The sequence below is a fragment of the Massilia paldalensis genome (assembly GCF_044901715.1).
GTDB classification, from domain to species: domain Bacteria; phylum Pseudomonadota; class Gammaproteobacteria; order Burkholderiales; family Burkholderiaceae_D; genus Telluria; species Telluria paldalensis.
Genome location: NZ_JBJCIU010000002.1, coordinates 815,067 through 828,451, shown reverse-complemented (window position 1 = coordinate 828,451; position 13,385 = coordinate 815,067). Strand labels below are relative to the sequence as shown.

8 protein-coding genes and 1 tRNA gene are annotated in these 13,385 nt (G+C 67.6%); 4 read left to right on the top strand and 5 right to left on the bottom strand.

Annotated elements, in window-relative coordinates; genetic code table 11:
* Nucleotides 1–25: 25 nt before the first annotated feature.
* From ACI1V7_RS13375 to ACI1V7_RS13355, 5 genes are all read right to left on the bottom strand, one after another.
* Nucleotides 26–115, bottom strand: a tRNA-Ser gene (locus ACI1V7_RS13375).
* Between the two features lie 67 nt (nt 116–182).
* Nucleotides 183–2,219 carry a putative bifunctional diguanylate cyclase/phosphodiesterase gene (locus ACI1V7_RS13370; protein ID WP_404532237.1) on the bottom strand — a complete coding sequence of 679 codons (2,037 nt, stop codon included), beginning with the start codon at nt 2,217–2,219 and terminating at the stop codon, nt 183–185.
* Nucleotides 2,212–3,369: an EAL and HDOD domain-containing protein gene (locus ACI1V7_RS13365; protein WP_404532236.1), complete on the bottom strand. Its 1,158-nt coding sequence runs from the start codon at nt 3,367–3,369 to the stop codon at nt 2,212–2,214. Before ACI1V7_RS13365 ends, ACI1V7_RS13370 begins: the two co-directional genes overlap by 8 nt.
* Before the next feature lie 101 nt (nt 3,370–3,470).
* Nucleotides 3,471–4,124 carry a response regulator gene (locus tag ACI1V7_RS13360; protein WP_404532235.1) on the bottom strand — a complete coding sequence of 218 codons (654 nt, stop codon included), beginning with the start codon at nt 4,122–4,124 and terminating at the stop codon, nt 3,471–3,473.
* 9 nt (nt 4,125–4,133) lie between these two features.
* Nucleotides 4,134–5,492, bottom strand: a complete 1,359-nt coding sequence (locus tag ACI1V7_RS13355; protein ID WP_404532234.1) for a cache domain-containing protein — start codon at nt 5,490–5,492, stop codon at nt 4,134–4,136.
* Nucleotides 5,493–5,709: 217 nt separating this feature from the next.
* Here ACI1V7_RS13355 and ACI1V7_RS13350 point away from each other — a divergent pair, with 217 nt between their 5' ends.
* The 4 genes from ACI1V7_RS13350 to ACI1V7_RS13335 all read left to right on the top strand — a co-directional run bounded on the left by ACI1V7_RS13350 (nt 5,710) and on the right by ACI1V7_RS13335 (nt 13,329).
* Nucleotides 5,710–7,782, top strand: coding sequence for a carbon starvation CstA family protein (locus tag ACI1V7_RS13350; protein WP_404532233.1), 2,073 nt, complete (start codon nt 5,710–5,712; stop codon nt 7,780–7,782).
* Nucleotides 7,782–8,000 (top strand): YbdD/YjiX family protein, encoded by a 219-nt coding sequence (locus ACI1V7_RS13345; RefSeq protein ID WP_314545702.1) that lies wholly within the window; start codon nt 7,782–7,784, stop codon nt 7,998–8,000. The genes ACI1V7_RS13350 and ACI1V7_RS13345 overlap by 1 nt, the downstream gene beginning before the upstream one ends.
* Before the next feature lie 306 nt (nt 8,001–8,306).
* Entirely contained in the window at nt 8,307–11,132 is a 2,826-nt protein-coding gene (locus ACI1V7_RS13340) for a hybrid sensor histidine kinase/response regulator (RefSeq protein ID WP_404532529.1), read from the top strand.
* A 1-nt stretch (nt 11,133) separates the two neighbouring features.
* Nucleotides 11,134–13,329, top strand: a complete 2,196-nt coding sequence (locus ACI1V7_RS13335) for a putative bifunctional diguanylate cyclase/phosphodiesterase (RefSeq protein WP_404532231.1) — start codon at nt 11,134–11,136, stop codon at nt 13,327–13,329.
* Nucleotides 13,330–13,385: the final 56 nt, after the last annotated feature.

Here is a 13,385-nt window from a genome sequence, read left to right as displayed (position 1 = left end):
TAAAAAACAACGACTTACTCACAAGTGGCGGAAGCGGTGAGATTCGAACTCACGAACGGGTTCCCCCGTCGGCAGTTTTCAAGACTGCTGCCTTCAACCACTCGGCCACGCTTCCTTGGGGAACCGCATTATACATAAATCATTGCCTGCCGGGCAGCCGAACGCGCACGGCCGAGCAATGATCAGGCCACCTGCAGCCAGTTCTCCCTCAGCGCCATCTCGAATTCGAGAGCCGGCAGCGGCTTCCCGTACAGGTAGCCCTGCACCTCGTCGCACCCCGCCTCGCGCAGGAATTCGATCTGGTCGACCGTCTCCACGCCCTCCGCGATCACGCGATGCCCCAGCCGCCGGCCCATGCTGATGATGGTGCTGGCGATCGCGCAATCGCTCGAGTCGCGCGGGATGCCCGTGGTGAAGGAGCGGTCGATCTTCAGCGTGTCGATCGGGAAGCGCTTCAGGTACGACAGGCTCGAATAGCCGGTGCCGAAGTCGTCCAGCGACAGCGCCACGCCCAGGCCGTTCACGCAGTCCATGATGTCGATCACCTGTTCGATGTCGTGCATCAGCGTGCTTTCCGTGATCTCCAGTTCCAGCCAGTACGGCGGCAGGCGGTAGCGGCGCAGCGTGCTGGCCACGCGGTCCGGCAGCGATGGGGTGAATTCGCGGGCGGAGACGTTCACGGCCAGGCGGAACGGCGGCAGGCCGGCCTGTTGCCAGATGGAGGCCTGGGCGCAGGCCTGTTCCAGCACCCACTCCCCTACCTGCACGATCAGGCCCGTGCTTTCGGCCAGGGGGATGAATTCGCTGGGCGGGACCATGCCGCGGGTCGGGTGCTTCCAGCGCACCAGGGCTTCGGCGCCGACCAGGCGGCCGCTCGCGATCTCGAATTTCGGCTGGTAGTGCAGCACCAGCTCGCCGTGGCCCAGCGCGTGGCGCAGGCCGGATTCGATCTTCATGCGCTGCTCCATCCCCTGGTTCATGTCCAGGCGGTAGAAGGCCACACTCTTGTCCGGGTTCTGGGCGTTTTCCTTGGCCCGCTCCATCGCGATGTCGGCCATGCGCAGCAGCGTCTCGGCATCCTGGCCGTCCTGCGGGTAGACGGCGATGCCGATGCTGGCGCCCACGCGCAGGTCGTGGCCTTCGATGCGGAACGGCGCTTCCAGCGCGGCCTGCAGTTTCTGGGCGACGGTGGTCGCTTCGAAGTGCTGGCGGACGTCGAACAGGCCGATGGCGAATTCGTCGGCGGCCAGGTGCGCTACCACGTCCTCGTCGCGCAGCGCGTTGCGGAAGCGCTGGGCGGCCTGGCGCAGCAGTTCGTCGCCGACGCGGCGGCCCAGCGTGCCGTTGATCAGGCGGAAGCGGTTGATGTCGACGTAGAGCACGCAGGCCGTCGTGTCGTTGCGCTGGGCTACCGTGAGGGACTGGTCGACCAGGCGGCCGAACAGGCGCCGGTTCGGCAGGCCGGTCAGCTCCTGGTAGTAGGCCAGGTGGTGCAGGCGTTCCTCGGCCAGCTTGCGTTCCGTGATGTCGGTCAGGTAGGCGATCAGGCCGACGGGATGGTCTTCCAGGTCGTTCAGCGGCGACAGCGACAGGCTGGCCCAGAACACTTCTCCCGACTTCTTCCGGCGCCGCACTTCCATCATGCGGCCGCCCTCTTCCGGGAAGGCGTCGAGCGGGGTCGGGTCTTCGTCGGCGTACAGGAACAGGATGTTGCGGCCGATGGCTTCCAGCGCCGTGTAGCCGAACAGCTGCTCCGCGCCCTTGTTCCAGCTGGTGATGTAGCCCATGCGGTCCATGGTCAGCACGGACTCGTGGATCTGGTCGAGGATCTGCGACTGGTGCGCGAGCTGCGCTTCCATGTGGGCGTAGGCGTGCGTCGTGCGCTGGGCCAGGCCGTGCATCTGCAGCAGCGTGCCGGTGAGCGCGGCCAGGCCTTCGAGCTGGCGCCAGTCGTCCAGCGTGTAGGCGCGGCCCGCCACTTCGTAGCGGCCCACGCAGTGGCCGTCCACGTGGACATCCTTTTCCAGGCGGCCGTCGCTGGACGGCTTGGCACCGGCGTCGCACATCAGGAACACGCCCTCCGGGCTGGCCAGCAGGCAGGCAGCGATACGGCCCAGTTCCGCGTGCAGCGCGTCGCCGCGCAATTTGAGGACGGCGTCGCAGACGGCAGTGCTGCTGCCGGCAAAATCGAATGGCGCGGCAGCAGGCAGCTTAGACATGGCGGGCTACCTGGATGGCCCAGTGGAAGGCCTGCAGCTGGCAGTTCCACCACGTTTCCGCATCGATGCCGGCGCCGGCCAGCGTGGACGCGTCGGCCTGCTGCGCTTCGGCCAGCAGCAGGCGCTGGCCCAGCACGCCTTCGCGGCGCAGCAGCGCGGCGCTCACCGGTTCCGGCAGGTTCAGTTCCTGCAGCAGTTCTGCCATCGGCGTGCGGAACAGGCGGTCCAGCAGCGAGAACACGCCGGCCATGAAGGCGGCGTCCTGCGCGTCGCGCTCGCCCCCTTCCTGCTTGCACAGCGCTTCCAGCGCGCCGCCGCGCATGGCGGCCAGAGGCAGCAGCAGGTTCGGCGGACCGTCCGGGTCCTGGCGCGCGTACAGCAGCAGTTGCAGCCAGCGCTGCAGCTGGCGGCGGCCGATGCGGTTGATGGCTTGTCCAAAACTCGTGATCGGCACGCCGGACGTGAACGCGGCCGAATTCACCAGCTTCAGCAGGTGGTACGACAGCGCCGGATCCTGCTTGAGCTGCTGTTCGAGTTCGTGCGAGTCGGCATCGCGCGCCAGCAGCGCCAGCATCGTCATCATGCGGCGGCGCGAGGTGCCGTCGTCGTCGGGCGCCACGCTGTCGAGGACGTAGTCGCCGGCGAACCAGGAGAAGCCCGCGTTTTCGCAAGCCTGGAAACGTTCCATGTCCGCCACGCCGTAGGCCAGGTGGGGTCCGAACAGCGCCGGCAGCGAAATGGCGCGCGGCGCGTCGGCGCTGCAGTCGCGCGCCACGGTGCGCAATGCCGACGGCGGCTGCACGCCTGGCGGCAGGTCGCCGTCGAGCAGCACGCGGTAGCCCGTCAATTGCAGCTGCGCCAGCGCCTTGCCGGCGCCTTCGCGCGCCAGCGCGGAGGCGCGCACGGCCAGCAGCACGCGGCTGGGCGGCAGCACATTCAGGACGGGTGGGGTCAGGATGGCCGGATCGTCGATGCGGACGACGCAATCCAGCGGCGCGATGGCCTCGAGCAGGTCGGGTGGGCCAAACAGCGCCTGCAGGCAGGCGCCGTCGGTCGGCTGTCCCGCGGCCTCCAGCAGCAGGGCAACCCATTCGTTTTGCTCGTTGGCGATGGAGCTCAATTCAACCAACGGGAACGATGCCGAAGCCATTAACGTTTATGCATTGATAGTAACGGGCTAATAGTAGAGCACCCGTTTTCGGAAAGCAACTGATTTTCTTGCAAATAAGACATGTTTGCAAGAATAAATACTCAGCTTGCCGTTCCGCCATATTTGGCATGCTGCACGGCGAACTTGATCAGCTCCGCCTGCCCTTCGATGCCCAACTTGCGCTTGATGTTCAGGCGGTGCGTTTCCACGGTGCGCACGGACAGGTCCAGGTCGCGCGCGATCTGCTTGTTCGACTCGCCGTTGGCGATGTGGCGCAGCACTTCCTGCTCGCGCGTGGTGAGCTGGTTGTCCTGGGCCTGTGCCGGCCGGGCCAGCTGGCGCGCCAGCGCGGCGCTGTAGTAGATGCCGCCGGCGATGACGGTGTCGATGGCGAGCACGATGTCCTTGCCCGGCGCATCCTTCAGCACGTAGCCGCGCGCGCCGGCCTGCATGGCTTGCGTCACGTATTCGAGCTTGTCGTGCATGGACAGCATCAGCACGGCGATGTCCGGGTGCTGCTCCGTGAACCGCGCGGTGGCTTCGATGCCGCTGCCGTCGCGCATGGTGATGTCCATCAGGACCAGGTCCACGTCCACCTTGTTCGCCAGCCCCAGGGCTTCCGGGCCGGAGTCGGCTTCCGCCACCACGCGGAAATGCGGCACGGCTTCCAGGCGCGCGCGCAGGCCGTCGCGCACCAGTGGGTGGTCGTCCACGAGCATGATGCGCACGACGTCTTGGGTGATCTCGGTATGCATGTCAGTCCTTCAGTCCTTCAGTTCCACGGTGGCGCGCACGGCGGTGCCGGCGTCCGATGAAGCGATGTCCAGGGTGCCGCCGATCGCATCCAGGCGCTCCAGCATATTGCGCAGGCCGATGCCGCGCTGCGGGTGCGTCTCGACGCCTTCCGGGTCGAAGCCGGCGCCGTCGTCGACGATGGCCAGTGTCACCCTTCCCCGCACCGCCTGCAGCGACAAATCGATGTGGCGCGCGCCCGCATGGCGCTCGATGTTCGTCAGCGCTTCCTGGGCGATGCGGAACAGCACCGTGCCGACGACGGGCGGCAGTTTATCCGTATTGCCCTTGGCCGAGAACGCGACCGGCGTGCCGCTGTGCTGGGCGAATTCCTGGGCCAGGTGGTCCAGCGCGGCGGCCAGGCCCAGGTCGTCCAGCAGCGTCGGGCGCAGGTTGTGCGAGATGCGGCGCACCTCGCCCAGCACGTCGTTCAATTCCCCGGCGGTGCGCTCGAAGCTGGCGAGGGCCTTGCCCTGCTGCTCGGCATTGCCCTGCAGGCGGATGATGCCGGCCTCGATCTGCAGCTCGATCGACACGAGCCACTGGCTGATGCCGTCGTGCAGGTCGCGCGACAGGCGCGCCCGCTCCTGCTCCTGCGAATCGACGACGCGCTGGGCCAGCGCCTTCAACTTGGCCTCGGCCACGCGCGATTCGCTGATGTTCAGCGCCAGGCCCAGCGTGGCGATGACGAGCGTCGCCAGGATCGCCAGGCCCATGATCCACAGCATGGTCGCATCGATGTTGCGCGACTGCTGGGCGTCCACCTGGGCCAGCGCGGCCTCGACGTCGTCCAGGTACAGGCCGCTGCCCATGATCCAGCCCCAGTCCTTGATGGCCACCACGTAGCCCAGCTTGGGGCCGGACTTGCGCGTGGACGGCTTGACCCAGTTGTAGCGCACCAGCCCTCCTCCCTCGCGCGCGACGGCGATCAGGTTCTGGATCGTGGGCACGCCGAACTGGTCGCGCATGTCCCACAGGTCGCGCCCCACCAGTTCGGGCTGGCGCGGGTGCATGAGGTTGCGGCCGTGCATGTCGTAGACGAAGAAATAGCCGTCGTCGCCGAAGCTGAGCGATTGCAGCACGCGCTTGGCCTCCTCCAGCGTGGCCGGGTCCTTGCGGCCGGATGCCGTCAGGTGGGCGATGGCGTGCGAGGCCAGCTCGACGTAGTGCTGGAGCTCGGCCTGCTTGCTGGCCAGGTAGGCCTGCTGGATGGTGGCGTGCTGCTGGCGCGCCAGCGTCACGGACTGCTGGCGCACGAACACGGCGATCGCGCACAGCGCTACGATCAGCGGCGCGATCGCCAGGAAGATGACTTTCTGCCGGAGCTTCATATTGAATGCGCGTGGCGCATGATTTCGTCGTAACATGAAATTGTACGACCGATCGGTGGATGGCGTGGATGCGGGGTCCCCTACGTAGGATTACGTAGATGGCTGCGTAATCATGCGCTTGTCCCCAGTCGACCCGTGCAAGATACTGAAAAAGAATGCTGCCATAAAATCAACCGGCAAGACCGGCGAGCAGTACGATCCATTCGGAGGAGTCACAATGAACAAACTTGCAAGCCGGCTCGGTTGGGCCGCGCTTTCGCTCGTGGGCGCAGGCGCCCTCGGCTACGTCGCCCTGAAACGGGGCGAATCGATCAACGCGGTCTGGGTCGTCATGGCCGCGGTCTGCGTCTACCTGATCGCCTACCGCTTCTACAGCCTGTACATCGCCGAGAAGGTGATGGGCCTGGATGCCAAGCGCCAGACCCCGGCCTACCGCTACAACGACGGCCTCGACTACGTCCCCACGAACCGCTACGTGCTGTTCGGCCATCACTTCGCCGCCATCGCCGGCGCCGGCCCGCTGGTCGGCCCCGTGCTGGCCGCGCAGATGGGCTATCTGCCCGGCATGATGTGGATCCTGGCCGGCGTCGTGTTCGCCGGCGCCGTGCAGGACTTCATGGTGCTGTTCATGTCGATGCGCCGCGACGGCCGCTCGCTCGGTGACCTCATCAAGTCCGAGATGGGCGAGGTCCCCGGCGTCATCGCCCTGTTCGGCACCTTCATGATCATGGTGATCATCCTGGCCGTGCTGGCGCTGATCGTCGTGAAGGCACTCACCGGCTCGCCATGGGGCACCTTCACCGTGATGGCGACCATCCCCATCGCGCTGTTCATGGGCATCTATTCGCGCTACATCCGCGTCGGCCGCATCGGCGAGATCTCGCTGATCGGCTTCGTGCTGCTGATGCTCGCCATCGTCGGCGGCCAGTGGGTGCACGATTCCCCGGTCCTGGGCCCGATGTTCACCTTCACGGGCACCCAGCTGACCTGGATGCTGATCGGCTACGGCTTCGTCGCCTCCGTCATCCCCGTGTGGCTGCTGCTGGCGCCGCGCGACTACCTGTCCACCTTCCTCAAGATCGGCACCATCGTCGCTCTGGCGCTGGGCATCGTGTTCGTCGCCCCGCACCTGCAGATGCCGGCGTTCACCCGCTTCATCGACGGCACCGGCCCGGCCTGGTCCGGCACGCTGTTCCCGTTCCTGTTCATCACCATCGCCTGCGGCGCCGTGTCCGGCTTCCACGCGCTGATCTCGTCGGGCACCACGCCGAAGATGATCGAGAACGAGAAGCACGCCCGCTTCATCGGCTACGGCGGCATGCTGATGGAATCGTTCGTCGCCATCATGGCCCTCGTCGCCGCCTCGACCATCGAGCCGGGCGTCTACTTCGCCATGAACAGCCCGGCCGCCGTGCTGGGCACCACGGCCGAATCGGCCGCCGCGGCCGTGTCGAACTGGGGCTTCGTGATCACCCCGGGCGAACTGACGCAGATGGCCGCCGACGTCGGCGAGCACACCATCATCTCGCGCGCCGGCGGCGCACCGACGCTGGCCGTCGGCATGGCGCACATCCTGTCGAACGCCGTGGGCGGCAAGGCCATGATGGCCTTCTGGTACCACTTCGCGATCCTGTTCGAGGCGCTGTTCATCCTCACCGCCGTCGACGCCGGCACCCGCGCGGGCCGCTTCATGCTGCAGGACCTGCTGGGCGCCTTCGTCCCGTCGTTCAAGAAGACCGATTCGCTGCCGGCGAACCTGATCGCCACCGCCCTGTGCGTGGCGGCCTGGGGCTACTTCCTGTACCAGGGCGTCGTCGATCCGCTGGGCGGCATCAACACGCTGTGGCCGCTGTTCGGCATCGCCAACCAGATGCTGGCCGGTATCGCGCTGACGCTCGGCACCGTCGTGCTGTTCAAGATGAAGCGCGGCAAGTACGCCTGGGTCACCATCGTGCCGACCATCTGGCTGCTGCTGTGCACGCTGACGGCTGGCTGGATGAAGATCTTCGATGACAACGTCAAGGTCGGCTTCCTGGCCCACGCCCGCAAGTTCCAGGCCGCGCACGACGCCGGCCAGGTCCTGGCCCCGGCCAAGACCGTCGACGAGATGAACCGCATCATCTTCAACGACTACCTCGACGCAGGCCTGTGCGGCTTCTTCATGATCGTGGTGCTGGCGGTGCTGCTGTACGGCTTCCGCACCATCCGCGCGGCCAACCGCGAGTCGCGCCCGTCGGTCAAGGAAACCCCGTACGTCCAGCAGGCGCCCGTCGCCGCCGAGGTGCACTGATGTTCGGCGCACTGGTCCAGGCGGGAGAATCGCTGGCCCAGGCGGGCCGCTACCTCGGGCAGAGCATGCGCCTGATGGTCGGCCTGCCCGAGTACGACACCTATGTCGCCCACATGGAACGGACCCATCCGGACCAGCCCGTGATGAGCTACGAGGAATTCTTCCGCGAACGCCAGGAAGCGCGGTATGGGGCGGGGCGGAACGGCAAGTGCTGTTGAGAACCGACTAAACGCTGACACACCGTCGTCCCCGCGCAGGCGGGGATCCAATTTTCAAGCGCTGACGCTGCGCTACGAACTTGGGTCCCCGCCTGCGCGGGGACGACGCATTTGTATCTACCCATCCCCCTTGCGGCACCGCAAAGTTACCTCCTAGGCCACATCCTATATTCCTTTCTTGCGGGAATTTGCATTTCCGCATGGTGAGCCCATTCCGCACCGGGCTCGTTCGTCGCGCCGACCGCCGGATGTGCCCCTGCCATGCATAGCCACGAGCGTTCAAGCCTCAACCGAAAACTATTGTCCATGTGCCTCGCCACGGCCGGCAGCGCCCTGCTGGTGGCCTGGCTCGCCTTTGCGCTGGCGACCGTCGTCGGCCAGCGCCACGCGGAGAGCATGCAGTCGGCCGCGCTGGCCGGCGTACTGGCGCGCAGCAGCGCGGACGCCCTGCAGGCGCGCAACCGGGACGCCGCCACGCGGATGCTGGACGCGCTGCGCGAGCGCGAGACCGTCACCGCGGCCGTGCTGTACGACCGCAAGGGCCAGCCCTTCGCCACCTGGACCGCGCCGGGACGCAGCGACGCCGGCCTGGACGTCCCGCTGCCCGACACCGACGCCGCCGCGCTGGGCACGTTGAACGAGGCCGGCAGCCGCCCGTGGATGCCGGTGCTGCGCACCTACCGCGCGCTGGGCACGCACGATGCCGCTGCGGACGACGCTGCGGACGACAATGCAGCGGACGATGTCCCCGCAGCGGGCGTCGTCATGATCGAGACCGACCTGCGTCCCATGTGGCGCGCGCTGGTGCGCGGCCTGGGCGTGACGGCCGGCGCGCTGCTGCTGTCGATGCTGGCCGCCCTGATGATGGCGCGGCGGCTGCGGCGCAGCGTGGCCGACCCCATCGCCAAGCTGATCAACGCGGCCCAGAAGGTCTCGGCCAGCCAGAACTACACGCTGCGCATCGCCCACAACCGCACCGACGAACTGGGCGCGCTGATCGACAGCTTCAACAACATGCTGGCGCAGGTGGAAGGCCGCGGCGCGGCGCTGGTCCACCACCGCGACGAGCTGGAACGCCAGGTCAGCGTGCGCACCGAGCAGCTGGAAAAGGCGAAGAACGCGGCGGAGGCGGCCAGCCGCGCCAAGAGCGCCTTCCTGGCCACGATGAGCCACGAGATCCGCACGCCGATGAACGGGGTGCTCGGCATGACGGAAATGCTGCTCGGGACGGAGCTCTCGGACACCCAGCGCAACTACACGCAACTCGTGAAGCAGTCGGGCGAGCACCTGCTCGTGATCATCAACGACATCCTCGACTTTTCCAAGATCGAGGCCGGCAAGCTGACCGTCGAGTACATCAACTTCAACCTGTGGGACCTGCTCGACGACATTCACACCGTCTACACGCCGCAGGCCGCCACCAAGGGCATCCAGCTGTACTTCGATATCGCCAACGACATCCCGGTGGCGATCTGCGGCGACCCGAACCGGCTGCGCCAGATCATGGCCAACCTGCTCGGCAACGCGCTCAAGTTCACGGACCAGGGCCGCATCCTGGCGCGGGTGCGCGTCGCCAGCGAGGACAGCCAGGCCGTGATGCTGCGCTTCGAGGTGCACGACACCGGCATCGGCATCTCGCGCGAGGCGCGCAGCCGCATCTTCGAGGCGTTCTCGCAGGCCGACGATTCCACCACGCGCAAGTACGGCGGCACGGGCCTGGGCCTGGCGATTTCCAAGCAGCTGGTCGAGCTGATGGGCGGCGCCATCGGCGTCGACAACGGCCCCACGCAGGGATCGATCTTCTGGTTCACGGTGTCGTTCGACAAGCGCCGCGTCGACCCCGATGCGCCGGGGGATCACCAGCATACGATCGACGGCCTGCGCGTGCTGCTGGTGGACGAGCAGGACCAGCGGCGCGCCGGCCTGGAACGGCACCTGGCCGCCTGGCGCGTCGACTGCGCGGGCACGTACGGCGCAGACCAGGCGCTGGACCTGCTGCACGAGGCGGCGCGCCAGGGCCGTGCCTTCGACGTCGCCATCCTCGACATGGAATTGTCCGGCACCAGCGGCCTGCTGCTGGCCGCCGGCATCAAGGCCGATCCGTCCACGCGCGCCACGCGCATCGTGCTGCTGAGCCCCGACCCGCTGGCGGCCGACCCCGTGCAGCGGCGCGAGGCGGGCGTGGCCTACCAGCTCATCAAGCCGGCGCGCGCCGCCGACCTGTTCGCCTGCCTGGCGACGCGCCCGCGCGGCCAGGTGGCGCCGGCGCCCCGCTTCGTGCCGCCGCGTCCCCTGCGCGCCGGCACCGGCCGCCCGGCGTCGCACCATGCGCGGCGCGTGCTGCTGGCCGAGGACAACCCGGTCAACATCGAAGTCGCGAAGGCCATGCTGGAAAGCCTGGACCTGCAGGTCGATTGCGCGCGCAACGGCGCCGAGGCCCTGGCCATGGTGCGCAGCGGCGCCTTCGACGCCGTGCTGATGGATTGCCAGATGCCCGTGATGGACGGCTTCGCCGCCACCTCCGCGATCCGACGCGAAGAGCGAGAGGCGGGACGAGGCCGCGTGCTGCCCATCATCGCCATCACGGCCAACGCGCTGCAGGGCGACCGCGAAGCCTGCCTGGCCGCCGGCATGGACGACTACCTCTCCAAGCCATTCACGCAGCAGGAACTGGCGGCCGTGATCGGCCGCTGGATGGCGCTGCCGCTGGCGGCCACCGTGCACCACGACGACGAGCCCCCGCGCCTGCCGCCGGAATCGGTGGAGGTGATCCGGCGCGACGTGATCAACCAGGCCGCCCTCGACAAGATCCGTGCGCTCTCGCGCGACCGCGGCGACGCCCTCGTGCAGAAGGTGATCTCCGCCTACGTCGACGACGTGCCTCAACAACTGCGCACCCTGCGCGACGCCATCGACGGCATGGATGCCGATGGCGTGCGCCGCATCGCCCACACGCTCAAGTCGGCCAGCGCCAATGTCGGCGCCGACGCCCTGGCCGCCATGTGCAAGGCCATGGAACAGCTGGGCCGCGCCGACACCACCGTCGGCGCCGATGCCATCCTGGTGGACATGGAACAGGAGTTCCAGGCCGTCCGCCGTTCGCTCACCGCCCAGCCCGAGAAGGAAACCTGACATGCCGGTACCCCACTCCAACCAGCGCGCTTCAGGGCCCGCCGTCGTCCTCGTCGCGGATGACGACCCGACGATGCGCATGCTGATGGTCGAGATGCTGGAAAGCGTCGGCCTGGCGGCGATCGAGGCGGCCGACGGCCGCGAAGCCGTGGCGCTGGCGGCCAGCCACTCGCCCAGCCTGATCCTGATGGACGTCGAGATGCCCAGGATGGACGGCTTCGCCGCCTGCCGCGCGATCCGCGACTCGGCCGGCGGCGCCATGGTGCCGATCGTGATGGTCACGGGCGGCGACGACCTCGAAGCCGTGACCAACGCCTACGAGGCCGGCGCCACCGACTTCGTCTCCAAGCCGATCAACTGGCCGATCCTGGGCCACCGCGTGCTGTACGTGCTGCGCGCCAGCGACGCCATCGTGCGCCTGCGCATCGCCGACGCCCAGAACCGCGCCGTGCTGGCCGCCATTCCCGACACCTTCTTCCGCATGTCGCGCGACGGCGTCTACCTCGACTATGAACCCGGGCGTACGGGCACCCGGCGGGAGAGCCCGGTGCGCGAAGCCGGCGGCCGCAACGCGCGCGGCCATGCGCTGCGCGAACCGGTGCCGGCCGAGCAGATCATCGGCCGCCACGTCACGGAGGTGCTGCCGCGCGACATCGCCGAAAGGCTGCTGGAACAGGTGGCGCTGGCGCTGCAGATGCGCCAGGTGCGCTCGGTGGAGTACGAGCTGCTGCACTTCGGCGAGGCGCAGCACTTCGAGGCGCGCCTCGTCGCTACCGGTCCGGCCGAGGTGCTGGGCCTCGTGCGCGATATCAGCGAACGCAAGCGCGCCGAGGAGCAGATCCGGCGCCTGGCGTACTGCGACAGCCTGACGGGCATCCCGAACCGCCAAGCCTTCCTGGAGATGCTGGAGCGCGAGCTGCAGCGCTCCAAGATCGGCAACAAGAAGTTCGCCGTGCTGTTCATGGACCTCGACGCCTTCAAACGCATCAACGACACGCTGGGCCACGACGTCGGCGACCAGCTGCTGATGCAGGTGTCCGAACGCCTGCGCGAGACGATCCGGCCCAGCGACCTGATCTCGCGCTCCCCCTCCGACCTCGAGACGCAGCAGGGCACCAACCTGGCGCGCCTGGGCGGCGACGAATTCACGATCCTGATCCCGGACCTGGAGCGCGTCGAGCATGCGCTGAACGTGGCCCACCGCGTGAAGGACGCGATGGGCCGCCCTTTCCTCATCGAGGGCAACGAGATCTTCGTCACGGCCAGCATCGGCATCTCGCTGTTCCCCGAGGACGGCGACGATTGCACCTCGCTGCTGAAGTTCGCGGACACGGCGATGTACCACGCCAAGAACTGCGGCAAGAACAACGCCAAGCTGTACTCGTCGTCGCTGACGATGCAGATCATGAGCCACGTGAAGCTCGAAGTCGGCCTGCGAAAGGCATTGCAGAACGACGAGCTGTACCTGCTGTACCAGCCGCAGCTCGACGTGCGCTCGTCCGAGATCGTCGGCGTCGAGGCGCTGGTGCGCTGGCGCCACGCGGAACGGGGCGTGATCCCGCCGACCGAATTCATCCCGCTGGCCGAGGAAACGGGCCTGATCGTGCCCATCGGCGAATGGGTGCTGCGCACCGCCTGCAACCAGGCGCGCCACTGGCAGCGCCTGGCGCGCCGTCCCGTGCGCATGGCGGTGAACCTGTCGGCCAAGCAGTTCAAGGACGAGAGCCTGAGCCAGATGGTGCTGTCCGCACTGAACGACACGGGGCTCGATCCGCGCCTGCTGGAACTGGAGCTCACCGAAAGCACGCTGATGGACGACGCCAGGGCGACCCTGCTGACGCTGGAACAGCTGCGCGGCATCGGCGTGTACCTGTCCATCGACGACTTCGGCACCGGCTACTCGTCGATGAACTACCTGAAGCGCTTCGACGTGCGCGCGCTGAAGATCGACCGCAGCTTCATCAGCGGCCTGCCGCAGGATTCCGAGAACGCGGCCATCACGCGCGCCATCATCGCAATGGCGCACGGCCTCAAGATGGTGGTGGTGGCGGAAGGCGTCGAGACGGGGGAACAGCTGGTGCTGCTGGAGGAATACGGCTGCGACATGGTGCAGGGCTTCTACCTGAGCCGGCCGGCGACGGCGGAGACGGTGACGGGGATGCTGCAGAAGCTGTGGGTGCCGGTGGGAGTCAAATAAGCTTTCCACGACGTCGTCCCTGCGCAGGCAGGGACCCAAGTACTGCACGCGGAAAC

Bases quoted from the DNA above. Each gene is read 5' to 3' on its own strand.
- ACI1V7_RS13370 (WP_404532237.1), bottom strand. From the start codon at position 2,219: ATGTCTAAGCTGCCTGCTGCCGCGCCATTCGATTTTGCCGGCAGCAGC.
- ACI1V7_RS13335 (WP_404532231.1), top strand. From the start codon at position 11,134: ATGCCGGTACCCCACTCCAACCAGCGCGCTTCAGGGCCCGCCGTCGTC.
- ACI1V7_RS13355 (WP_404532234.1), bottom strand. From the start codon at position 5,492: ATGAAGCTCCGGCAGAAAGTCATCTTCCTGGCGATCGCGCCGCTGATC.
- ACI1V7_RS13360 (WP_404532235.1), bottom strand. From the start codon at position 4,124: ATGCATACCGAGATCACCCAAGACGTCGTGCGCATCATGCTCGTGGAC.
- ACI1V7_RS13365 (WP_404532236.1), bottom strand. From the start codon at position 3,369: ATGGCTTCGGCATCGTTCCCGTTGGTTGAATTGAGCTCCATCGCCAAC.
- ACI1V7_RS13350 (WP_404532233.1), top strand. From the start codon at position 5,710: ATGAACAAACTTGCAAGCCGGCTCGGTTGGGCCGCGCTTTCGCTCGTG.
- ACI1V7_RS13345 (WP_314545702.1), top strand. From the start codon at position 7,782: ATGTTCGGCGCACTGGTCCAGGCGGGAGAATCGCTGGCCCAGGCGGGC.
- ACI1V7_RS13340 (WP_404532529.1), top strand. From the start codon at position 8,307: ATGTGCCTCGCCACGGCCGGCAGCGCCCTGCTGGTGGCCTGGCTCGCC.